Annotated in this window: 19 protein-coding genes; 5 read left to right on the top strand and 14 right to left on the bottom strand. The window is 68.1% G+C overall.

Going from position 1 to position 23428, the window contains the following annotated elements; all coding sequences use genetic code 11:
* Positions 1-113: 113 nt before the first annotated feature.
* Complete coding sequence (locus EDL96_RS06420; RefSeq protein ID WP_233568720.1) at positions 114-698, top strand: DapH/DapD/GlmU-related protein; 585 nt, start codon at positions 114-116, stop codon at positions 696-698.
* A gap of 11 nt (positions 699-709) precedes the next feature.
* On the opposite strand, the gene EDL96_RS06415 is transcribed toward EDL96_RS06420, so the two are convergent.
* The 3 genes from EDL96_RS06415 to EDL96_RS06405 form a co-directional block, all read right to left on the bottom strand.
* Entirely contained in the window at positions 710-2716 is a 2007-nt protein-coding gene (locus tag EDL96_RS06415; RefSeq protein WP_199732552.1) for a heavy metal translocating P-type ATPase, read from the bottom strand.
* 77 nt (positions 2717-2793) lie between these two features.
* The gene (locus tag EDL96_RS06410; RefSeq protein ID WP_233568719.1) at positions 2794-3393 is read right to left on the bottom strand and encodes a YdhK family protein; all 600 of its coding nucleotides are present in this window, start codon (positions 3391-3393) and stop codon (positions 2794-2796) included.
* Positions 3394-3398: 5 nt separating this feature from the next.
* Positions 3399-3617: a heavy-metal-associated domain-containing protein gene (locus EDL96_RS06405; protein WP_123824968.1), complete on the bottom strand. Its 219-nt coding sequence runs from the start codon at positions 3615-3617 to the stop codon at positions 3399-3401.
* 81 nt (positions 3618-3698) lie between these two features.
* Here EDL96_RS06405 and EDL96_RS06400 point away from each other — a divergent pair, with 81 nt between their 5' ends.
* The gene (locus tag EDL96_RS06400) at positions 3699-4367 is read left to right on the top strand and encodes an MFS transporter (RefSeq protein ID WP_123824967.1); all 669 of its coding nucleotides are present in this window, start codon (positions 3699-3701) and stop codon (positions 4365-4367) included.
* 43 nt (positions 4368-4410) lie between these two features.
* Here EDL96_RS06400 and EDL96_RS06395 read toward each other — a convergent pair whose 3' ends face one another.
* The 5 genes from EDL96_RS06395 to galU all read right to left on the bottom strand — a co-directional run bounded on the left by EDL96_RS06395 (position 4411) and on the right by galU (position 10311).
* Complete coding sequence (locus EDL96_RS06395; protein ID WP_123824966.1) at positions 4411-5865, bottom strand: TIGR01777 family oxidoreductase; 1455 nt, start codon at positions 5863-5865, stop codon at positions 4411-4413.
* Positions 5866-5882: 17 nt separating this feature from the next.
* Positions 5883-7652: a CYTH and CHAD domain-containing protein gene (locus EDL96_RS06390; RefSeq protein WP_123824965.1), complete on the bottom strand. Its 1770-nt coding sequence runs from the start codon at positions 7650-7652 to the stop codon at positions 5883-5885.
* A gap of 20 nt (positions 7653-7672) precedes the next feature.
* On the bottom strand, positions 7673-8515 hold the full coding sequence (locus EDL96_RS06385) for a hypothetical protein (protein WP_123824964.1): 843 nt from the start codon (positions 8513-8515) through the stop codon (positions 7673-7675).
* Between the two features lie 246 nt (positions 8516-8761).
* A complete protein-coding gene (locus EDL96_RS06380; RefSeq protein ID WP_123824963.1) occupies positions 8762-9400 on the bottom strand; it encodes a GNAT family N-acetyltransferase in 639 nt (212 codons plus the stop codon).
* Positions 9397-10311 (bottom strand): UTP--glucose-1-phosphate uridylyltransferase GalU, encoded by a 915-nt coding sequence (galU, locus tag EDL96_RS06375; protein WP_123824962.1) that lies wholly within the window; start codon positions 10309-10311, stop codon positions 9397-9399. Before galU ends, EDL96_RS06380 begins: the two co-directional genes overlap by 4 nt.
* Positions 10312-10514: 203 nt before the next feature.
* Here galU and EDL96_RS06370 point away from each other — a divergent pair, with 203 nt between their 5' ends.
* From EDL96_RS06370 to EDL96_RS06360, 3 genes are all read left to right on the top strand, one after another.
* On the top strand, positions 10515-11153 hold the full coding sequence (locus EDL96_RS06370; protein ID WP_123824961.1) for a 5-formyltetrahydrofolate cyclo-ligase: 639 nt from the start codon (positions 10515-10517) through the stop codon (positions 11151-11153).
* A gap of 43 nt (positions 11154-11196) precedes the next feature.
* Positions 11197-11571, top strand: coding sequence for an FmdB family zinc ribbon protein (locus EDL96_RS06365; RefSeq protein ID WP_123824960.1), 375 nt, complete (start codon positions 11197-11199; stop codon positions 11569-11571).
* An 80-nt stretch (positions 11572-11651) separates the two neighbouring features.
* Positions 11652-12632, top strand: coding sequence for an SAF domain-containing protein (locus tag EDL96_RS06360; RefSeq protein WP_123824959.1), 981 nt, complete (start codon positions 11652-11654; stop codon positions 12630-12632).
* A gap of 288 nt (positions 12633-12920) precedes the next feature.
* Here the strand turns inward: EDL96_RS06360 and EDL96_RS06350 are convergent, their stop codons facing one another.
* The 6 genes from EDL96_RS06350 to guaB all read right to left on the bottom strand — a co-directional run bounded on the left by EDL96_RS06350 (position 12921) and on the right by guaB (position 23413).
* Positions 12921-17219, bottom strand: a complete 4299-nt coding sequence (locus EDL96_RS06350) for a hypothetical protein (RefSeq protein WP_199732551.1) — start codon at positions 17217-17219, stop codon at positions 12921-12923.
* A gap of 147 nt (positions 17220-17366) precedes the next feature.
* On the bottom strand, positions 17367-18998 hold the full coding sequence (gene guaA / locus EDL96_RS06345) for a glutamine-hydrolyzing GMP synthase (RefSeq protein ID WP_123824958.1): 1632 nt from the start codon (positions 18996-18998) through the stop codon (positions 17367-17369).
* A gap of 87 nt (positions 18999-19085) precedes the next feature.
* Positions 19086-19688, bottom strand: a complete 603-nt coding sequence (locus EDL96_RS06340) for a DUF3817 domain-containing protein (protein ID WP_123824957.1) — start codon at positions 19686-19688, stop codon at positions 19086-19088.
* Complete coding sequence (locus EDL96_RS06335; RefSeq protein WP_123824956.1) at positions 19688-20665, bottom strand: SURF1 family protein; 978 nt, start codon at positions 20663-20665, stop codon at positions 19688-19690. Before EDL96_RS06335 ends, EDL96_RS06340 begins: the two co-directional genes overlap by 1 nt.
* Before the next feature lie 67 nt (positions 20666-20732).
* Entirely contained in the window at positions 20733-21854 is a 1122-nt protein-coding gene (locus EDL96_RS06330; RefSeq protein WP_123825017.1) for a GuaB3 family IMP dehydrogenase-related protein, read from the bottom strand.
* A gap of 32 nt (positions 21855-21886) precedes the next feature.
* Entirely contained in the window at positions 21887-23413 is a 1527-nt protein-coding gene (guaB, locus tag EDL96_RS06325; RefSeq protein ID WP_199732550.1) for an IMP dehydrogenase, read from the bottom strand.
* Between the last annotated feature and the right edge of the window lie 15 nt (positions 23414-23428).

Raw genomic sequence — 23428 nt, 5'->3', positions numbered from 1 at the left:
AGGCCAACGACTTTCAAGGGCTTCCACCGCCATCCAACACCCGCCCGAACGTCCTCAACCAGGCACCGGCAGCACCTCCCTACACGACCCCGCCTCTGGGTACGGTGAAGTTCATGACCTCCACCCCCGACCCCATGGATGACAACGACGTCCTGGATCGCTGCCTGGCCGGTGGCTTCGTCGATTTCCACCATCCGTCCTTCCGCCTGGTGGACCAGATCGTGCAGGACAACGCCAAGATCCTGGCGGAGTTGAACACCGGCTACCGCTCCCCCGCAGAAATCCGCACCATGCTGGGAGAGATCACGGGCAAGCGCATACCGGAAAGCGCCTCCGTTGCTCTCCCCTTCCGATCGGACTTCGGCCGACACATCACGATCGGCGAGCGCGCCTTCGTCAACGCCGACTGCTTCTTCGTCGACCTGGGCGGTATCACCATTGACGACGACGCCCTGATCGCCCCGCGCGTGACCATCCTGTCCGTGAACCACGACCCCGATCCGATTGCACGCCGCAGCGTGATCACCGCCGGCGTGCACATCGGCCGCAATGCCTGGATCGGAGCCGGTGCCACCATCTGCCCCGGAGTGACCGTGGGCGAGAACGCCGTGGTTGGTGCGGGTTCCGTCGTGACAAAGGACGTCGCCCCGAACACCGTGGTCGGCGGTATCCCGGCCAAACACCTGCGGGACCTGTAGGGCGGCTTCCGTCAGCGATTCAGGAACGACTCCGTGCTCGCCTCCGGTCGCAGGTCCAGGCGACGCAACAGCTGCGCGTTCAACGCGACCACGACGGTGGAGGCTGACATCAGTATCGCCCCCACGCTCATGGGGAGGACGAAACCCACCGGCGCCAGCACACCGGCCGCCAGCGGAACCGCGACCAGGTTGTATCCGGCAGCCCACCACAGGTTCTGCTTCATCTTGCGGTAGGTGCGGTGCGACAACTCGATCACGGACAGCACGGACCGGGGATCTGAAGACGCCAGGACCACGCCCGCGGACGCGATCGCCACGTCCGTCCCGGCACCGATGGCGACACCGACGTCGGCCTGGGCCAGTGCGGGAGCATCGTTGACGCCGTCGCCGACCATCGCGACCCTGTGCCCTTCCCCCTGCAGCTTCTGGACCTTGGCCGCTTTGTCCTCCGGTCGCACACCGGCGAAGACACGGTCGATCTCCAGATCCCTCGCCACGGTGTTCGCCACGGCTTCGGCGTCCCCGGTGATCATGACCACCTGGATCCCCGCGGCATGGAGGGCATCGACAGCGTCCCTCGACTCGGAACGCACCTCATCTGTCAGCCGCAACGCACCGATCACTTGCCCGTCCACCACCACGTGCAGGATGATCGCGCCTTCCGCCCGCCACTGATCCGCCACGGCCCGTTCTTGCAGATTGTGTTGCTCCAGGAGGTGCGGTCCACCGACCTCCACCACCTGACCGTCAACCGTGGCCTTGACCCCAACGGCTGGCGCCGAGGAAAAGCCCTCTGATGCGGGTACCTTGAGCTGGCGGGCCCCGGCAGTCCCCACGATCGCACGGGCCAGCGGATGTTCGCTTCCTTCTTCCGCCGCGGCCGCGAGAGCCAGAATGCGGTCGCTGTCATCGGCCGGGTCGACTCCAGTCACCGCTGGCTCCCCCTTGGTGAGGGTGCCGGTCTTGTCGAACAGCACGGTGTCCACCGTGCGCATCGACTCCAGTGCAAGCCGGTCTTTGATCAACACTCCCCCTCGGGCAGCGCGTTCGGTGGCGATGGAGACCACCAGGGGAATGGCCAGGCCCAGGGCGTGAGGACAGGCAATCACCAGGACCGTGATCGTCCGAACGACCGCGCTGTCCGGCGTGCCCAGGACCGACCAGACCGCTGCGGTGATCACGGCAGCCCCGAGGGCATACCAGAACAAAAGGGCGGCAGCTCTGTCCGCAATCCGCTGCGCGCGCGAGGACGAGGACTGCGCGTCGACCACCAGTTTCTGAATTCCCGCCAAAGTGGTGTCGTCTCCGGTGGCCGTGACCTCGACCCGCAGTCCGGAGTCGGTGGCAACTGTCCCCGCCACGACGTCGTCGCCGATCTCACGCCGCACGGTCCGAGACTCACCGGTGACCATGGACTCATCCATGGCGGCCCGTCCGTCCACGATGCGCCCATCAGCCGGTACCGACGCACCGGGGCGGATGATCACAACGTCCCCGACCAGCAGGTCTGAGGGGGCCACTGTGACGACGTCGTCGCCATCCACCTTCTCGGCTTCGTCCGGAAGCAATGCCGCGAGGGAATCCAGAGCCGAACTGGTCTGGGCCAAGGACCGCATCTCGATCCAGTGACCCAGCAGCATGATGACCACTAGGAGGGCGAGTTCCCACCAGAAGTTCAGTTCCGCCCCCAGAATGCCGAGGGTCGAACCCCAGGAGGCCACGAAAGCCACCGTGATGGCCAGGGCGATGAGCAGCATCATCCCCGGCTTGCGCGCCTTCAGTTCGCTCCAGCCCCCTGAGAGGAACGGCCGCCCACCCCAGAAGTACATGAGGGTCCCCACGAGAGGTGAAACCCAGGAAACCCAGCTCCCTTGGGGGAGGTCGTAGCCAATGAGGTGGGCGAACATGTGATTGAAACCGACCGTGGGAACAGCCAACGCGAGCATGATCCAGAACATTCGCCGGAACTGCCCGACGTGGTCGGCATGTCCGGAATGGCCTTCGTGTCCGCCGTTCATCTTGCTGATGCCTTTCAGCCGTAGTCGAACCCGTGCGTGGGCTCGGGGCCGGCACTGGTCAGACCTCGTTCTCGAGGTCAGTGCGCCGGTTCGATCTCGCTCTCGACCACCCATTTGTGATTGGTCATGGTCATGCCGTCGGCTTCGTAATCCACGACGTATACCGTCTCGTCCGTCGAGGAAGCGATGGTAGCCTGAGCACCCTCCATCCCGTCCATGTGATCAGCCGTCAACGTCACTTCGCTGCCATCGGCCAAGCGTTGGTCACCGGCTTCCTCGAGTTCCTCCTGCACCACCCATTTGTGGTCCGTGACCGGATCGCCGCCGGAGGTCGGCGTGTAATCCACCGCATAGGTGTAGGTGTCATAAGCACCCACGATCGTGGCCGACGCTCCGTCCATCCCCTCCATGTGATCTGCCGTCAGAGTCACGTGGCTGCCCACCGGGTATTTGGGGTCGGAGGCCTCGGTCATTCCTGCAGGCACCGGGCCACCGTCCATGGGATGGTCCATGGACTCCTGTTCGGTCGCGCCCCCGTGCCCGGCGTGGGCAGACGAAGAGCTCGACGACGCCGACTCCTCTCCCTGCGGGGAGGACCCACCGTCCCCGCAGCCGACCAGTGCGATCGTTCCAACCACTGCTGCTCCAGCCAGGGTCATTCGCAGGTTCGTCGCCATGGGTCTCACGCCTGCCTGGGGACTGCGGAGTACCCGGCTTCTTCCACGGCGGAGATTACCTCGGCGTCGGCAAGCGGCTGTTCCGAGGTGATGGTGAGTTCACCCGTCTCTGCGCTGACATCGATGCCCGTCACCCCTGCAATCCCGGACACTTCCTCACGGACTGCCGCTTCGCAGTGCCCACAGGTCATCCCGGTCACCTGATAATCGCTGGTGGTTGCCATGGTCTTCCGGCCTTTCTCTCGAACGAATCACATCAAACCTATACCCCCTATAGGTATAGGTCAAGGAGCGTCCTGGCCGCGGTGATCTACACGTGCTACGGCGGCGGTTTCGGAACCATGCCGTCCACCGCCGGCAAGTTCTTCGGCATGACCAACGCCGGCGGCATCTACCGGCTCATGCTGGTGGGATGGTCCATCGGCGGTGTTGCCGGGCCGTTGATCGCGTCTTGGCTGATCGGTTCGTCCAGCTACACCACGGCCTTCACCGTGATCGGTGTCCTGGCCCTGGTGGGCGCCGTCATCCCGTTCCTGACCAAGCCCCCGCGCCGTCCGGAGGTCTCTGCGGGCCAGGTCTGCACGCAGACCAAGCTCCACGGGCAGGGCCGGGTGAACCACCCCCATTGCGTCCAACGGTGCGTCCGATGTTGCACCCGATTCCAGGGAGGGCCGCTGCGTCAGCGTGCAGGAGACCACCCGCCCCTCGGCGTTCAGCCCGACCACGTACCAATCCGGGGCGGCATCGGCACCGGACCTGGTGCTTTCGACCTCCACGACCACCATGGATCCCCCACGGGCTCCCCGCCGAAGGTCCACGAGCTTGACCGCTCGCAGCCCGGTGCTTCGTTCCACCTCGGCCAACACATTCTCCGCGCCCCGCAGCACCTCCTGCTGCGTCGAACGCTGCGTAGAGAATGGCGTCCGGAGAGCCAGGCGTGGCCGGACTCGGCGCACCCGCTTGCCATCGGGTGAACGCTTGCTGCTGTGCTTGGCCATCGCGTTCCGCCTCACGCCTTCACGCCCGCGCCGATTCCGGGTCAGCCGGCCCCCGCGGCGGCAGGGTCCAGGTCAGCGCATCGCGCAGGTCCGGGTGGCGGAAGCTGAAGCCCGCGGCCTCCAGCACAGTCGGTGCCACGCGTTGATTGGCCAACGCCAACTCCTTGGCACCCTCTTGCCCCAGCAACACCGCGGGCGCAACGCGGGGAACCGGAACGACGGCGGGGCGGTGCAGCGTCCGCGCCAGCTCGGCGGCGAACTGGGACTGTCGCACCGGATGCGGAGCCACGGCGTTGACCGGGCCGGTCACGGCGCCGTCGACCACCACCGTGGCGTAAATGCGTACCAGGTCGTCCAGGGAGATCCATGACTGCCATTGGCGTCCACCGCCCACCGGACCGCCCATGCCCGCCAGGTAGAGCGGGAGCTGGACGCGCAGCAGACCGCCCAGCGACGTGAGCACCAGCCCCGTCCGCACCGAGACCCGGCGCATCCCCAGGTTCTCCACCGCAGCGGCCCGAGCCTCCCATTCCCGGCAGACCTCGGCCAGGAATCCTTCCCCGTAGGGCTCCTCCTCCGTCAGCACCCGGTCGCCGCAGTCGGCACCGTAAGCACCCACCGCGGAGGCACACACGAAGGCCTCGGGGCGTTCGTCGGAGGGAAGGGCCGCGCAGGTACGGACGATCAGATCGGTACTGTCCACCCGCGAGGACAGGATCTTCTGCTTGTTCTTCGGCGTGAATCGGGTGGCGATCGAAGCTCCACCCAGGTGGACGACGACGTCCGCCCAGGCAACGGCGGAAGCCTCCAATTGACCCCGGGCGGGATCCCACCGGACTTCGTCTGCGCGCTGCGGTTCGCCCCGGACCAGCCGACGGACACTGTGACCGCCCGTGGACAGCAATGCGGCAACCTGCGATCCGACAAGCCCCGAAGCGCCGCCGATCAGGATGTTCAACCGCCGGTCGGAGCGTTCCGCCAAGGCCGCGTGGAAGTCCAGGTCGGCACGCAACTGCGCGGTGCGGTCGGCAAAAGTCTTGGTCAGCATCGACTGCACGGCGCGGTCGGTGAAGCGCCCGGCGTACTTCCCCAGAGCGTTCCTGTCACCGCCCAGGCGCCCTGGGAGCACCTCATACTCCACCCGATCACGCACCACACAGGACTGCTCCCCGTCGAACACGTGCGTGTGTGTCCAGGACTTCAGCGGCCCCTTGACCATACGGTCGACGAAGGATCGAGGGGTCGGGCCGTCGTCGTGCTCGGCGACGAAGGGTACGCGAACGGTGCCCGCGGTTCCGGGGACCGAGGTCCTGAGCCGGGCGCGCGCGCCGGGGGCCAGCGGCGGGTAGGACTCCTCGAGGACGCTCTGCGCCCATTCCGGGCTCAACCTCGTCAGCGCTCCGGGGCGCCGATGCCACTGGAAGACCCTGTCTGCCGGATGGCCGATGTGTTCGGTGGATTCGAAGACTGCCATGCGGGGCTCCTACCGGATCAGGCGTCGGGTGACACTTCCGACAGTAGCCTGTCGATCAGCTCGGGCGCACGCGCTTCGTAGTCACTCAGTCGTGCGCGTTCCTGGCCGTGCAGGAGCCCGACCACGTAACGATCCCCACCCGTGCGGATCAGGGACCGCGCAGCCAGTGCGAACCAGTCGTCCATGACGGCCGAATCCATCATGTCACTCAGCTCGGCCTGGGTGTCCTGGGTGTTGTCCAGCAGGCCGCGCCACGTCTTCTTGGGCTGCAGTCCCGCGATCGCGGACAGCCCCTCGAACCCGTAGCGCAGGTTCCGCAGGGCCTTGCGGTGGGCGTGCACGGCGTTCACCGCCGCCGAGGTCTTCTTGCCCCCAGCCTTCGAGTCGCCCTCTGCGGCCTGGTCGGATTCGGCCTGCAGGGATGATTCTGCCTCCCCAACCGCCTGGCTCCACCGCTTGACGGCACGTGTGGCGAGCTTCTTGGCCGAGAGTTCGCGAGCCTCGGTCGTGAGCTCAAGACCGTCGGCCCAGGACACGAGTTCGGTCAACAACTGCATGTGGGCCCGCCCGTTGAGGTGACGAACCGCGGCCGACCGGGTGGACTCACGGTGGTCCTCGGCCATGGCCTTGAGCTGCCCCAACCCGGCGTCGCTCACGTTCTCCGCCACGACGGCGGCACGGCCGGGCAACAGTTCCAGCACGACTTCCGCGTCACGCGCCGCCGAGAGCCGGTCGCTCAACACGGACAACTGGTCCGCCAGTCCGGGGTGGTTGATTCCCGCGAGCTCCTCCCCGATGCCCTGGATCACGGCGATCAGGCGACGGGCAGCCACGCGAACCGCGTGCACCCCCGTGGGGTCGCCGATGCGCAGCAGGAAGTCCGCGTGGAGCAGCTGGGCCACGGAATGGTTGGCGAGGGCGACGACTTGATCCTCGGCGGTCGTCTGTGTCTCGGCGGGTTCCTCGACCGCGTCGGTCGTCGTCTCTCCTGCTGCCGATGCCTTGTCGGACGTCCCTGCCTTGCTCTTTCCGGGCTTGTCGTTCTTCTTGGTCTTGGCGCCCTTCTTGGCCTTCTGGCTCTTCTGGCTCTTCTTGGCCTTCTTCGAGGAGCCCTGCTCCGTCGGAGCCCCGGACTGATCGGAGTCCTCCGGGGCCGTCACGGTCACGGCGGGGGCGTCGTCCTCCGCGCCCAGTGCACGGGCGATCTTGGCCGTGGACGCGGAGCGCGTCAACCCGGCCGCAAGCAGCACGGTCTCCAACTCGGCGAAGACCTCCTCACCATCGGCCCAGGTCCCGTTGACGAGCTCGACCTCGTACTCAGCCCAGGTCCGCTGCACGCCGGTGCGCTCGGCGGTGGCCACGACGTCGTCGACGCAGATCTCCGCCACCTGACCGAAGTCCGCGTGCATCACCTTGAGCACCGAGCGATCGTTGCGCAAGGTGGCCAACGGTGTGAAGTCCTGGCCCGCAGCGATTCCGGCGACGTACTGCTTCATCTGCGCGGGCATGCGATCCGAGGACTTGAGCAGCGGTACGTGCAGTTCGTGTTTCCCGAGTTCGTCCCGGAACTTCAGATGCCACCCTGCATCCGGGCCGCCCTTGCGACGGCGCAACGCGATCCCGAAAGCGGCAAGCCGGTCCGTCGGGGTGTCGAAGTACACGGCCTCCAACGCCCGACTCTCCACCTCCGGCTCCACAACCAGGGTGGGAAGCGCGGACCAGTCCGGCTCGGCACCGGTCGGCACTTCGTACTTGCGCTCGACCTCCAACTGCACGTTCGGGGTCATGAGGTTCCTTAAGGTCGGAATCAGGCGCGGCGTCGGTTGAGAACGTCGTCCAGATCAATGCCGGGCGTCTTGGCTGCGGGCTCGGGAGCCTTGGCAGCATCCTTCAGGCTTTGACCGCGGGCTGCAACGGGTGCCTTGGGAACGGTCAGCGCCTGGGGAGCTTCACGGTGGGCGACGGCGGTGCGGGCGTAGGTCGGCTTCGGCACGGGCACCGGTTCCCAGGTGGAACCGGAGGCCTGGGCGGACTTCTCGGCAACCATCTTGGCAGCGGCCACGAGTTCGTCATGGGTCGGCAGGTCGCGGGCGACGTTTGCGGAGGCTGGTGCGGCCTCGATCTCGGCCTCGCTGAGCCGCTCGGGCAGTTCAGCCGGCGCCGGCTCCCCCGCGGGTATGGAGTACTGCACGCCGGAGGCGTCTTCCGCGAAACGCAAATCGTTCAGAAACGCCCGGTCTTCGGGGAGGTCCAGATCGGCCAACTGCTTCTGGTCGCGACGTACGGACTCCTGCGCCACGTGTTCCTCGTTGTTGAACACACCGGCTCGGGTGTCGTCCTCGGCCTCACGCGCGCTGTTGGTCTTGGTGTCCACCACGCCGTCCGCTGCGGTGCCTTCGGGCGTGCCTGCGGCACGCTCGCGGCGCTCCTGCACGGCCAAGTAGCGCAGGGCTGCAATCGAGCCCGCGCCGACCAGGACCAGGAACACCGGCCAAGGCCAGGTCACCGCAGCGGTCAGCGGTGCCAAGATCCCCGTGACAACGGCCAGGAAGAGGGCCGCGCAACCAAGCATGAAAATGATGGTGCGGTCCCACTTGATGTTCAGGCCCTCGAAGGCGGTGGCAGCCTTCTTGGTCGCACTGATGGCCATATCCTGACTCCTTGGGGGTCATCGGACGCGAGCTCAGGTGTACCCGCGCCGGTTGTCTTCGAGATCTCGGCGTTTGTGGGAAGTGGATCCGAGGCCTCGACCAAAGGTCCAGCCGCGCGATCGAGGACAACACTAACCGAGAATCACACACGTGTAATGCGCCGCGCTCAGGCGTGTCTGCGCGGATTTTCCCGGTATGGCCCTTCCGGCATATTCACTGAACGGACGGGCCCACCGAGGTGCGGTTCAGCGCGGGTGGACCGTGACCCCGGTGTCTGTTCCCGTGAAGGGCCGCACCAGCCCGGCGGGCACTTCAGGAGCGGTCAACGCAAAGGCTCGGTGGTCCGCCCAACTCCCGGCGATGTGCAGGTAGTCCTTGAAGTACCCCTCTTCCCGGAAGCCGAGCTTCTCGACCACACGCAGAGAGGCTGCGTTCTCCGGGCGGATGTTGACCTGCATCCGGTGCAGTCCGAGGTGCTCGAAACAGAAGTCGGTGGCCATGGCCACCGCCAACGGCGCGATGCCGCGACCAGCCTCCCGCCCGTCGATCCAGTACCCCACGGTCGCCGACTGAAAGGCACCCCGGGTGATGGACGAGACCGTGAGCTGTCCGACCAGGCGGAACCTGCCCGTGACCGGGTCCTGTTCCGTGACCAGCCAGGGCAGGCACCGCCCGGCCCGCGCCTCCCGGTTCTGTTCGCGAACGAACCGTCCGAACGACGGCGGTCGTTCGGACGGTTCGGGTTGGGATGCCTCCCAGGGGGCCAGCCATTCACGGTTGCGCCAGCGCACGGCGTCCCATTCGTCGCGGTCGGCCGCGCGCAAAGGCCGCAGGCGCAGGTCTCCCCAGGACAGGCTCACGGGCCACATGGCCCGGCCGGTCATGCGGTCTCAAGCCCCTTGGCGAACTCCACCAGCCACTCACGCAGCTCAGGACCCAGGTCCTCGCGCTCGGAAGCAATGGTGATGTTGGCCTTGAGGTAGGAGAGCTTGTCACCGGTGTCGTAACGGCGGCCGCGGAAGACCACACCGTAGACGCCGCCACCTTCGCCGTCGCGCCCCGCCAGTTCCTGGAGAGCGTCAGTCAGCTGGATCTCGTCACCGGCGCCGGGGCCGGTGTGCTCCAAGACCTCGAACACGTCCGGGTGCAGGACGTAGCGACCGATGATCGCCAGGTTGGAGGGGGCTTCCTCCGGCTTGGGCTTCTCGACCAAACGGTTGACCTTGACATAGTCCTGGCCTTCGACGACGGAGACGTCGGCGCAACCGTAAGCGCTGATGGCTTCCTGCGGGACCTCCATGAGCGCGACGACCGTGGCGCCCGTGGACTCCTGGACCTTGATCATGTCTTCGAGCAGGGTTTCCTTCTCGTCGATCAGGTCATCGCCCAGCAGCACCGCGAACGGTTCGTGGCCCACGTGGGTCTTGGCCCGCAGTACGGCGTGGCCCAGGCCCTTGGGGTCACCCTGGCGCAGGTAGTGGAGGTCGCCAAGATCCGAGGCGTGCTGAACGGCCTCGAGCAGCTTGTCCTTGCCGGAAGCCTCGAGCTGGTCCTCGAGGGAGGGAATGCGGTCGAAGTGATCTTCGAGAGCGCGCTTGGACCGGCCGGTGATGACCAGGAGGTCGTCCAGGCCGGCGTCCACGGCTTCCTGCACGACGTACTGAATGGCGGGGCGATCGACCACCGGGAGCATTTCCTTGGGAGTCGCTTTCGTGGCCGGGAGGAAGCGTGTACCGAGCCCGGCGGCTGGTAGAACGGCCTTCCGGACGGGGTGTTGCGTGTTCTCTTGGGTCATGGGCTGAGACTATCGGACGAACACGAGTTGACGGGGGCTCGGCTTCGGCATGTGGCCGCCGGTCGGCCCACAGCGACCGGTGCAGACGACCAGGAATTCTGGTCCTCTGCCCCTTCTGGAATCCATCCGCGTGACCTGCACCGCAGGCCACAGCGCGGATCGTCCCCCGCACTGTGGACGGACCGACGACGAGAAGCGAGTTCATGAACATCCACTCGGACGGTGTGTCCCCCACGGCCGCCGATCATCCCGACCCGGCCGGGGCCCCGGCCCTGGGCAAGAGCACTCTGCGCATGTCCCTCCGGGCCGCGCGGCGTGCCTCCTCCGCAACGGACCTGGAAACGGCCGAGGGGGGTTTCCGCAAGGGCCTGGCAGAACTCGACCTTCGTCATCCATCGGGCCCCGTCCTGGCATACCTGCCGACCTCCGAGGAGCCGCCGTTGGAGCCCGGGCTACGGCTGCTGTCCCGGTCACGGCCGGTATGGCTGCCCGTTGCCCGTCCCGGCCGGAAGCTCGCCTGGTCCCGCTGGCTCCCCTCCACGCGGTTCGAACCGACCGGCCCCGGAGGGCTGCTGGAACCGACGGGCGAACGGGTCGCCGTCGTCGCTGATCCTGCGTTCGTCCTGGTCCCCTCCCTGGCCGTCGACGCGAACGGTGTGCGCTTGGGCATGGGCGGGGGCTACTACGACACGTTCCTGGCCACCCTGGACTCCTCCGTTCCCTGTGTGGCCTGCCTCTTCGATCGAGAGGTGCTGCCTGCGGGTGGCGTCCCGACCGACTCGTGGGACGCCCGTCTCCGCTGGGCGCTGACCGAGCGCGGGATCCGCGAAACCGCGGCGTAGAATCACTTCCCGATTCCGGCCACCGACACCCCAGGAGCATCGCTTGCCCGTCTACGCCTACAAGTGCAAGAACTGCGGCCACCAGTTCGACGTTCGTCAGTCGTTCTCGGACGATCCCATCAAGGTCTGCCCCGAGTGCTCGGGTGAGGTGCGCAAGCAGTTCAACTCCGTGGGCGTCGTGTTCAAGGGCTCCGGCTTCTACCGAACCGATTCCCGCAAGGACTCCACTGCCACGTCCGGAGGTGGATCCACGGGAAGCTCAGAGGCGTCCTCGGCCAAGAAGTCCAGCGCCGAATCCTCCCCGACGGCATCCTCGGGATCCTCCGCGGGTTTCGCCACGGGTTCCGGTTCCTCCGGCTCGTCCTCCGCCACGAAGTCTTCGGCCGCCTCTGGCGGTTCCGGCTCCACAGGGTCCTGACCCCGGCCCCGGCCAAGGGTGCCGGTCCGGGCGCCGGTGGAGAACGACGAACGTCGACGCACCGGACCTAGCGTGCCCGTATGCGGCTCCCTGGTCATACTCGCTCGCCCCAGTCTTCACGGACCTCCCGGGCCTCCACGGCTGGTTCACGGCAACGCTCCGGCCCCACCCGACGCCCCACGCGCTCCTCGGGGCTTTTCAACGGTCTCCGTCACCGTGGCCGGCACCAACGCCCGCGCTATCCCCTGGCCATTCAGCTGCGCACCGCGGTCTCCCGACGGCGTCGGCTGGTCGCGGCCGCGCTCCTGAGCATCGCCGTGGCGGCGGCCGTCATGCAGCTCAGTCCCGATGAGCGTGAGACCGTGCCCGTCGTCGTTGCCGCCAACTCCCTGGGCGCCGGTGCAGTCCTCACGGAGGCAGACCTGGAGGTGGTCGACTATCCGGTGACGCTGGCGCCCGAAGGCGACTCGTCCGAACCGGACTCCGACGGAGACGTGGAACTCACCGCCGCAGGAGCAGCCCCCGGGACGATCGAGCACTGGGTGGGTCGGACCTTGTCCACCGCCGTGGTGGAGGGGCAGCCGCTCACGGGCCCCAGCGTGGTCGGCCCCGATCTGCTGGACGGCCAACCCGCGGGTACCACCGCGGTCACCATCAGAGTTCCCGATTCCGGTTCGCTCACGCATCTGCGTCCGGGGCAGACGGTTGACCTGGTTCGCCAAGGGACGCAGGACAGCCCCTTCGATCGCGCCGATCCACCCGCGGACGGGGAGGACGCGAGCGCAAGCGCCTCCCCCGGGGGATCGGGCGCGGCGGACGGGTCCGAGCAAACGCAGGAGGTCGTGGCCGGAGACGTCACCGTCCTGTGGGTCGCCGACCCGACCGAACCGACCGACGGGTTGCTCTCGTCATCGACCACGGACTCGCAACAGGACCTGCTGGTGGTCGGAGCCGATGCCCAGACCGCACAGCGCATCGCCGCCAGCGACGGAGAGGAGTTGGTCCCGGTCCTGGTGTCATCCGGCACCGAGGTTCCCGGGACGGTCGCACCGGAGGAATGACCGGGAGGCCGTTCCACGGTGTCCGTCCCGGCGTCCGCAGCGCCCCCCAGGGCTGTGCCCGGAGTCAGCCCCAGTGCGGGGGGCGTTGCGACTTGAGCCAGTCCCCGCGGGATTCACCGCCGTCCCGTTCCATCGGGGACTCCGGGTCGGCAGCAGGTTCCCAACCGGGCAGCCGCGGCTCGCCCTGTGAGTCACGACGGGCGACGCCTGGGTCCGCAGGCTTTGCGGGGCGCCCACCCGTCGCACGCCTCGTCCCGCGGGGACGGCGCTGTCCGGAGGGCCCCTCGGTCACCCCTGGTCCCCGGGCGCCTGCGCGTCGGCGTCGTCCCGGACCGGGCCACGCTTGGTGGCACCGGGAGTCGGCAGCCCCAGGTAACGACGGATGAGGTCCGCGACCGTGTCCGGGTCGGTGAACACCTCGATGGTCCACAGGGTGAGGTAATTCCACCCGGCTCGCTCCAGGTTCTGCGGACGCAGCCGCGACCGTTCGCGCACGGACATCGCGGCGGCCTCCTCGGAGCCGTCGGACTCGACCGCCACCGGGATGCGCAGGGGCTGTCCCTCGGGGCGCCGCCGCCCGTTGACCACAGCGCCGGCGGACATCGACTCCGCGGTTTCGGCCCAGGCCACCAGGTCGATCTTGTCCTGGAAGTGGTGGCGCACCACCGCGCCCCGCTGCACCAGACGACGCGACAGGTCCTGCACCAAGGCGTCCTCGTGCACGGCGGCGTCCGCGAGTTCCATGGGATCGTGAACGACCGCGCGCACCGGTTCGGGCTGGGCCTCCCGCTCGTCGTCTTCAACACCCCGCGCCGCGGGTTCCTCCCCGCCCGGTTCCTCCGGTGACGAGGGATGCCGGGTGATTTCAGGACCGTCGGCCTCGTCGTTGCGCACCAGGGAGAGCACAGGCCGAGAAGTCGTGGGTTCGTCCCGCGGCGCGGTGGCTGCGTCCTCCGCCTCCGAATCCTGCACTTCGGAGCCCTGCATCTCGGAATCCTGTGCGCCGGAGCCCTCCGCGTCAGCCGAGGACTCGGACTCCGTGTCACCGGTGGTCGGCTCGCCTGCCTCAGACGCCCCGTCGCTCACCTCGACCTCCGGCTCCGTGGTGTCCCGTCCGGCGGCTTCCTGCTGGGCGGCCTCCGGCGTCGTCGTCTCAGGGGCCTCCTCGGGGACCGTTGATTCGTCCTGAGCGGGAACCAGCGGATCCAGCTGCGCGGGTTGCTGGACGTTGCCGAGCTCCTCGAGTCGCGCCAGCAGGCGATGGAAGTCGCGCGCACCCTGGTGCAGGGTGTGCGGTTCGACGTCGTCCGGGTGGACGGAGGAAACCACCAGGGTCTGGTGCCTGGCTCGGGTCAGCCCGAGGACGAAGTTCTGGCGGCCGAATCGTTCCGAAAGCTCCCCGAAGTAGGGGCGCACGCGTCCGTCGTCGGTCCGGCCGAAGCCCAGGCTGAAGATCACGGTGTCACGCTGCAGCCCCACGGCACGCCGCAGGTCGACCACGCGGAAGGACTCCGTACCGGCCTTGAAGAACTCGGCCAACTCGGGGCGCTGCGGCAGGACAGCGCGGACGCCTTGTGCCACGCGCGTCGCGTGCGCGGCGCTCGGGGTGACCACGGCCAACGAACGGTCCGGGGTACGCGAGGCGTGCCGCAGGACCAGCTGAACCACGCGGCGCACCTCGGCATTGGGCGACTGGACCCCCTGGCTGCCGGCCGTCTCGACCCCGACGCCGTCCGGCACGTATTCGACCTGCAGCATCGGCTTTCCACCGATCACGGCATCGGCCGTGGGCATGCGCGTCAGGCGGGAATCGTAGAAATCCTCGTTGAGCTGCTCGAACAGTTCGGGAGCCATGTCCCGGTACAGGGTGGTGAGTACCTGCTCGGGAACCACGCGGGCCAAGGCGTCGTACGCGGAATCGATCTCCGCCGGGGCGTTGCGCTGCGGCGAGGTCATGGGCGCCACCGTGAACGGGCGCGGAACGCCGAGCGCGGGGTCACCGAACACGATCACCTGGCGGGAGCGCGTGACGGCGGGCAGCACGGAGGCCAGCGGTGAGGATTCCCCGTCCAGGACGACGACGGCGTCCACGTCCACGTCTTCCGGCAACGCGGCCGAGAGCACCAACGGGCTCGCGGTCCACACGGGCACCAAGGAGGCAACGAGGGGTTCGCAGGCCTTGAGCACGTGGTGCAGCGGAGCAGACCCGTGGCGGAGCATCTCCCGGAGCTGCCCGGTGGCCTCGGGGTTCGAAGAGACCGCGGTGTGCCAGCGCTGCGCCAGCGACCACTCGAGGCGGGAGGGGCCGGAGGAGATGTGAGTCCAGTCGGCGCGGCGGAACTGCTGCTCGGCCGTGCGCAGGGAGGGCCCGTCGGTCATCGGGAGGAAGTCGTCCCCGGAGACCATGGCTTCGAGGATCGACTGCCACCAGGCCAGGTCGAACTCCTCGGACACCTTGTCCTTCGGTGTGCGGTCCTTGACCAGGCTGTCGATGAACTCGCCCAGTCCACGGTCACGCAGGCCCTCGAGCAGCAGGATGCGCTCGGGGATCGTGGCCAGGTTCTCCTCGTCGTCGATGAGGTCGTTGAGGATCTCCCTCAGGGAATTGGCGTCGCGATCCACCAGCCCACGGCCCGTGGCGGAGCCCTCCAGAGCGATCGCCAGGCCCTCCAGGTCTTCCATGAAGCGCTTGTGGGTCGCGGCGACGCCGTCGATGTCCTCGGACACGGCGGGCTGTTCGAGCTTGGAGGACCAGGACCGCCAACGGTCCCGTTCGGACTGAACCTTGACCAGGGCCGAGTGCAGATCCGTGAGGTGCACCCCGGGACGGATGTACTCCTTGGCGGCCTTGCGCAACCGCGAGCGCTGCAGGCCTGACATCTCGATGGCGTGGTCCTTGCGCCAGGAGGATCCTGCGGTGGCCGCGATCAGATCGGTGACCGGACGGTCGAAGATGTCCGGGGTGAAGCGCTTGAGCGAGTCCCGGACCTCCTGCAGGAGCCGCAGCTGCTGCCCCCATTCCGGGACGGTCGCCGCCGGTGCCAGGTCGGAGACGGCCAGGACCTTGCGCATCCCGGTTTCCAGCGTGGTCAGTTCGAGCAGCAGTGACTGCGCCAGGTGGCGTGCCTGGCGGGCTTCCTCGTCGTTGACCAGGCGAGCGCCTTCCCACGGCCCTTCCAGAACCTTGGCCTCGAAAGCCCCCAGGTCGGCGGCCCGCTCGAGCTGACGGGTGATCTCCTGCCTGTGGGCCGAGGCGTCCAGGACGCCGCGGGAGAACCGCACCTTGGTCCGCGGCCCGTCCGTGCGGGAGGTCAGATCGGCCAGGGCCTGCATGGCCTGGTACGGGGAGGCACCCCAGCGTGAGCGGTGCGAGTGCAGGGAGGCGATGTGCCCGGACAGCTTGGCGCGCGTGGAGCGCAACTGGTCGTGCAGAGCGCCCAGGTCCGGCTCGGTGGCCCGTTCGTTACGGGTGATGGCCTGGATCAGCTGCTGGGCCACGTCCTCCCCCGTGAGATGCGATCCGAGCTTCAACACGGTGGAGCTGAGCCCCAGCATCTCGAATCCACGGTGGAAGTCGGCCAGGGTGGAGCGGCGCTCGGCCAGCACCAGCACGGACCGGCCTTCGGCGACCAAGGCACCGACGGTGTTGACCGCCGTGGCGATCTGCCCGGTGCCGGGAGCCGCCTTGACCACGAAGGAGTTCCCCTCGGTGGCCAGGTCCACGACCTCCTGCTGTGAGGGGTCGGCGTCCAACAACAGCAACTCGTCCGCCGGGTCGCGTTCGTCCAACGGCGCAGCGTTCACGGTGATCGGGCTGATCTGCGGGACCACGGCCCCCGATTCCTTGAGCTTGGCCAGATCGCGGACGACGGCGGTCCGCGCCGGGACACGATCGTCTGCGGGGCGGTCGTGCAGGTCGGCGAAGGTCGAGATCAGCAGCCGGTGTTCGACGTGCATGCCGGGAACGTCAGCGGCCACCGCCCGCAGCGTTTCCAGCACCGGGGCGGGGTCCAGTCGACGGGTCCCGTAGGCCAGACGGGCCAGCTCACCGGTGCTCAGGTCGACGTCGTGGTCCTCGAGCAGTCGCCTGACCAGCGCAGGGTTCAGGCGGGCGGGCCCGACGAGCTGCAGGTCAAAGTCGTCGTGGTCGGCCCGCGGTTTGATCGTGACCGGGGCCAGCAGGACCGGGGCGATGAAGCGCTTCTCCGCCCCGGCCTTGAAGCTGCCCTGGGGACCGCGGCCGGCGGGCCCCTGGTACAGCCACGACGCCGTTCCCGCGGCGAGGTACGCGGCGTCCAACCCGTGCTGGGTGGACAGTTCATGCACCTTGGTGCGCAGCGCCCGGGCAGCCGAGGCCGCGCGGTTGAACTCGTGGTGTTCCCGCAGGATGGTCGACAACCGGGTGGGACGCCCCATGAGCAGCTGAGCCTGCCCCGAGGAGTTCGCCTCGGTGAGGTCAATGCAGACGTTGTCCACCTGGTTGAAGTCCAACAGGGTGTCCGGGCCCGTGTAGGCATCCATCTGCCGGGTCCAGGCGTGGAGGGAGACCGTGCCCGGTTGGGGAGACGGGTTGGACGAGGGGGACAAAGCTTCTCCTGATGAAGTCAAACGCGTGAAGGCGTGGGGGCGGGGCACGAGCACTTGGGGCGGGCCCCGGACACGGCCCCGGTCAGGGCGTGTGGGGCCAGCGGTGCTCGGCCCGTGGGAGGGATCGGCCGGTGGGGGCCCGACCGATCACTCCCATTCGATCGTTCCGGGGGGTTTGGAGGTGACGTCGAGGACCACGCGGTTGATCTCCTCGACCTCGTTGGTGATTCGGTTGGAGATCCTGGCCAGCAACTCGGTGGGCAACCGGGACCAATCGGCGGTCATCGCGTCCTCGCTGGACACGGGACGCAGCACGATGGGGTGCCCGTAGGTCCTCCCGTCGCCCTGGACCCCGACCGAGTGGACGTCGGCGAGCAACACCACGGGCATCTGCCACACCTCGTTGTCCAAACCCGCCGCCGTCAGCTCGGCGCGGGCGATGGCGTCGGCGCGGCGGAGGATGTCCAGACGGTGCTCGGTGACCTCACCGATGATGCGGATGCCCAGTCCGGGGCCGGGGAACGGCTGCCGACCGACGATTGATTCGGGCAACCCGAGCTGGCGGCCGACTTCGCGGACCTCGTCCTTGAACAGTTCCCGCAAGGGCTCGACCAGTTCGAATTCGAGGTCCTCGGGCAGGCCACCCACGTTGTGGTGGGACTTGATCGTGGCCGCACCCTCGCCACCGCCGGATTCGACGACGTCCGGGTACAGGGTCCCCTGGACCAGGTAGCCCACCTTAGCGCCTTCCGCCTTGGCTTCCAGCAGCACCTCGGCTTCGGCGGCTTCGAAGGCGCGGATGAACTCGCGGCCGATGATCTTGCGCTTGGTCTCGGGTTCGGTCACTCCCGCCAGGGCGCCCAGGAACCGGTCCGATTCGCGGGCGATGTGCAGGTTGACGCCCGTTGCGGCGACGAACTCGGTCTCGACCTGTTCGACCTCGTCCTGACGCATGAGTCCGTGGTCCACCAGCACGCAGGTCAGACGGTCACCGATGGCCCGCTGCACCAACGCGGCGGCAACGGCCGAGTCCACTCCCCCGGACAAGCCGCAGATGGCGCGACCGTCGCCGACCTGGTCGCGGATCTTGGCGACCTCGCGTTCGATGATGTTCTCCGTGGACCAAGTGGGCTGCAGTCCCGCGACGTCGAACAGGAAGTTCCGCAGGACCTGCTGACCGAACCGGGAGTGCCGCACCTCCGGGTGCCACTGCACACCGGCCAGCTTCCGGGAGGCGTCGGCGAACGCCGCGACGGGCGCACCGGGTGAGGAGGCCAGGACCTCGAAGCCCTCAGGAGCCTGGGTCACGGAATCACCGTGGCTCATCCAGGCGACCTGGGTGGCCGGGGTACCCGCCAGGATCGAGGTGGGCTCCGCGCCGTCGGTGACGTTCACGGCAATGTCCGTGGAGCCGTATTCGCGTGCGCCGGTCTTGGCGACGGTGCCGCCCAGTGCCTGCGCCATGACCTGGAACCCGTAGCAGATGCCGAGGACGGGCACGCCAGCTTCGAACAGGGCGGCGTCGCGCTGCGGAGCGCCTTCCGCCCAGACCGAGGACGGCCCGCCCGACAGGATCAGGGCCGACGGGTTCTTGGCCAGGATCTCCTGCGTGGACAGCGTGTGGGGAACGATCTCCGAATAGACATCGGCTTCCCGGACCCTGCGGGCGATCAGCTGGGCGTACTGAGCCCCGTAGTCGACGACGAGCACGGGCCCCTGGTCAGGGGCATCTGCGGAAAGGTGGGCCGGGTCAAAAGGCTGCGATGTCACGGCCGTCATTCTAGGGCACCGGAGTGCGGATCCGGAGTCGGACAGAACCTGCCCGGGAGTCGTTCCGGGGCGCCCGGGAACCAACCAGGAGGTGAATCAGTAACGTTTGGCTGCCTTGGGGTTGGCTGCCAACTCCGCCGTCGTAGTGCGGTGGATCTTGCGTTCGACGATGAAGGACAGGAACGGGACCACACCACCCAGGGCCATCACGATCAACTGCGGGAACGGCCAGCGCATGAGCAACCAGACCCGGAAACAGGAGAACAGGTACACAACGTAGAACCAGCCGTGGACGATCAGGATCCAGGTGGATACGTTGACGCCGCCGTCGATCGTCATGAGGTCGTTGTTGCGCAACCCCAGGAAGTTCGATTCCCCGGTGGCCGCCCACGTTCCCCCCGCGATCAGGTCGTAACCGAAGCCGTAGCGGGTGATCATCTCCGCGACCAGCAGGAGCAGGAAGGTACCGGAGACCCAGGCGCACACCATGTAGAACACCAGGGCCCCGCGGATCTGGGATTCGGTGCCGCCGAACCGGCGCCGGGTGCGGATCGCCGCCGAATCCGGGCTCCCGGGGCGAGCCGCCTTGGACGGGTCGGCCCCCTCCGGCACCGGGACGCGCACACCGTCGGTCCGCTCGCGGGGCTTGGGTGCGGAATCCGCGTCCTGGTGCCGGGCGTTCTCGGAAGAGGGGGTCATCAGATCTGATCGCTTTCTGTGCGGGGGCCCGAGCCGCTCGAGGACCCGGAACGGCTCGGTTGGTCGTCGAAGTAGTAGTAGGTGTCGGCCACGGGGTCGTAGTAGTAGTAACGCTCCGCTTCATCGTCCCAGTAGTACGGGGTCTCGTCCCCACCCAGGACGAACCAGGACTCGGGATCGGTCTCACGCCGGTGGTCGTCGAGGACGGAGCGGAACCAGATCCACAGAGCAAAGCCCGCGAAGACCACCCATTCCAGGGCGTAGAACACGTTGAGCCAGTTCACGGACGTGTCCGTGGGCTGCTGGTCCACCCGGACGATCTCCAGGTCCCCACTGAGCAAGGAACCGTCCTGGGGCAGCGTGCCGTCGGCATCGATCCGGGGCCCGTCGGCCGCGGCAGACTCCGCGTCGGCCGTCACGAACCCCGAGTAGACCGGGGCGTCCCACACGTTGGTCAGCTGGGCCGGTGAGAGGGAGGCGTACACGCCTTCGGGCTGGTCCTCGGTGGACACGGGCGCTTCCGGTGGGAGGAATCGTCCGACGACGGCGACCTCCCCCGACGGCGGTTCGGTGTCCAGTCCTACCTCCGGGTCCTCGACCCACCCGCGCACGACGGGAATCACGAGGTCCTGCCCGGCGTCGGGCCACTGGTCGGCGGAATCCTGCACCTCGAGGGCGTCGACCACCCACCAACCGCGGGTCCCGTTCTGCAGCCGGTCCGCGATCACCACCGTGGAATCGGGGCGATAGGTCCCGGTGGCGGACACGGCCTGGTCCGCGAAGGTGGCCAACGCAGGCTCACCGGCCGGCACGACATCGCCGATGTCGGTCACGACCTCCTTGGCGGGGTCGTAGACCGTCCGACCGTCGTGGCTGGATTCGAGTTGCCACCTGCTCAGGAGCACGAACGCGGTGGCGATGCTCAGACACACCGCCAGCACGGCGAGTGATTTGGGTCTGAGGGCTGTCCGTAGCACCGTGCCAGTCTAGTGATCGCCGCCGGGCGGCACCCAATCCCTGGCGGCCGACGTGGCCGACCCGAGGTCAGCCGCGGATCACGACCTCCGAGCGCTGGAACGCCTTGAGGTCCGTGTACCCGGTGGTCGCCATCGCACGCCGTAGCGAGCCGACGAGGTTGGAGGTCCCGTCCACGTGATGGGACGGACCCTGCAGGAGCTGCTCCAGGGGTGCCACGGTCTCCACCCGGGTGCGCACACCGCGGGGAACATCGGCGTGATGGGCCTCGGCCCCCCAGTGCCACCCCTGCCCGGGTGCCTCCTCCGCCCGGGCCAACGCGGTGCCGAGCATGACCGCATCGGCGCCCATGGCGAGGGCCTTGACGATCGATCCGGAAGTGCCCAGTCCGCCGTCGGCGATCACGTGCACGTACCGGCCCCCGGACTCGTCCATGTAGTCGCGGCGGGCCGCGGCGACGTCGGAAATCGCTGAGGCACCCGCGGCGTGGATGCCCAGGACCTGCTCCGTGCGCATGGCCGCACCGCCACCCAGGCCGACCAGGACTCCGGCGGCACCCGTGCGCATCAGGTGCAGTGCAGGCGTGTAACCGGCCGCCCCACCCACGATCACCGGCACGTCCAGGTCGTAGATGAACTTCTTGAGGTCCAGCGGCTCCTCGGCCTGGGACACGTGCTCCGCCGAGACGGTGGTCCCGCGGATCACGAACAGGTCCACGCCAGCCTCGATGACCGTCCGGTAGTGCTCCTGGGTGCGCTGCGGGGTCAGCGCCCCGGCCACGATGACGCCGGCCTCGCGGATCTCCCGCAACCGTTCGGTGATGAGTTCCGGCTGGATGGGTTCGGCGTAGATCGCCTGCATGCGCCGCGTGGCAGCGGGCAGGTCGTCGGCCGCCAGGTCGGCGATCTCGTCCAGCATGGGCTGCGGGTCCTCGTAGCGGGTCCACAGTCCTTCGAGGTTCAGCACGCCCAAGACCCCCAGGCGGCCCATGGCGATCGCGGTGGCCGGGGAAATCACCGAATCCATCGGTGCGCCGATGAAGGGCGTGTCGAAGGAGTACGCGTCGATCTTCCACCCGGTCGAAACCTCGCGCGGGTCCCGGGTGCGCCGGGACGGCACGAGCCCGATCTCGTCCAGCGAGTACGTACGCCGGGCACGCTTGGAGCGGCCGATCTCGATGTCAAGGTTCATGGTCACGGTGTTCGTCCTGATCGGCGCCGGGATCAGCGCTTGTAGTTGGGGGCTTCGACGGTCATGGAGATGTCGTGCGGGTGGGATTCCTTCAACCCCGCCGGGGTGATCCGCACGAACTTGCCCTTGTACTTGAGTTCCTCGACCGTCGCGGCACCGGTGTAGAACATGGTCTGCCGCAGACCGCCGTCGAGCTGGTGGAGCACGGAGGCCAGCGGGCCCCGGTACGGAACCTGGCCCTCGATGCCTTCGGGGATCAGCTTCTCGTCGGAGGCCACGTCGGCCTGGAAGTAGCGGTCCTTGGAGAACGACGTGTTGCCGGCCCGGGTCTGCATGGCCCCCAGGGAGCCCATGCCGCGGTAGGCCTTGAACTGCTTGCCCTGCACGAAGATCAGGTCCCCGGGGGACTCGTCGGTGCCCGCCAGCAGGGATCCGACCATGACGGAGTCGGCGCCGGCCACGAGTGCCTTGCCGATGTCGCCGGAGTGCTGCAGACCGCCGTCGGCGATCAGCGGGACACCGGCCGGGATGGCTGCCTTGGCCGATTCGTTGATCGCGGTCACCTGGGGCACGCCCACCCCGGCAATCACGCGTGTGGTGCAGATCGAGCCCGGCCCCACGCCGACCTTGACGGCGTCGGCGCCGGCGTCGATCAGGGCCTGGGCGCCGGCCCGGGTGGCCGCCTGGCCGCCGATGACGTCCACGTGGTCCACCGCGGAGTCCTTCTTGAGGCGGGCGATCATGTCCAGAACACCTTGCGAGTGACCGTTGGCTGTGTCGATGAACAGCGCGTCCACGCCGGCTTCCACGAGGGCCATGGCGCGTTCCCAGCCGTCGCCGAAGAACCCGACGGCGGCACCCACCCGCAGGCGGCCCTCCGCGTCCTTGGAGGCGTGGGGGTACTGCTCCGCCTTGGTGAAGTCCTTGATGGTGATGAGCCCGGTGAGGCGTCCGGCGTCGTCCACGAGCGGGAGCTTCTCGAGCTTGTTGGAGGCCAGCAGCTTGAAGGCCTCGTCCTTGGGCATGCCCACTCGGCCCGTGATCAGGGGCATGGGGGTCATGATCTCCCGCACGGTGCGGGTCTGGTAGTCGCCTTCCGGCAGGTAACGGATGTCCCGGTTGGTGATGATGCCCACCAGCCGGTCGCCGTCCTCCACCACGGGCAGGCCGGAGACCTTGTAGTAGCCGCACAGGCGGTCGAGTTCCGCAATGGTGGCGTCCGGGCCGATGGTCACCGGAGCGGTGATCATGCCGGACTCGCTGCGCTTGACCCGGTCCACGTTGTCGGCCTGGTCTTGGATGGAGAGGTTGCGGTGCAGCACGCCCATGCCGCCCAGACGCGCCATCTGGATGGCCATCTTGGACTCGGTCACGGTGTCCATGGCCGCGGAGAGCAGGGGCACCTCCAACTCGATGCGCCGCGAGAGCCGGGACCGGGTGGATGCCTCGGAAGGAATCACGTTGGTGTTCCCCGGCAGTAGGAGCACGTCGTCGTAGGTGAGGCCGGTGAGGCCGAACGGATCCTCGGACAGCGCGGTGGGCACGGGGGTTTCAGACACTACGACACCTTTCGC

This window comes from Kocuria soli (assembly GCF_003797835.1).
Taxonomy (GTDB): Bacteria; Actinomycetota; Actinomycetes; order Actinomycetales; family Micrococcaceae; genus Kocuria; species Kocuria soli.
This window is presented reverse-complemented; position numbering and strand designations above follow the sequence as displayed.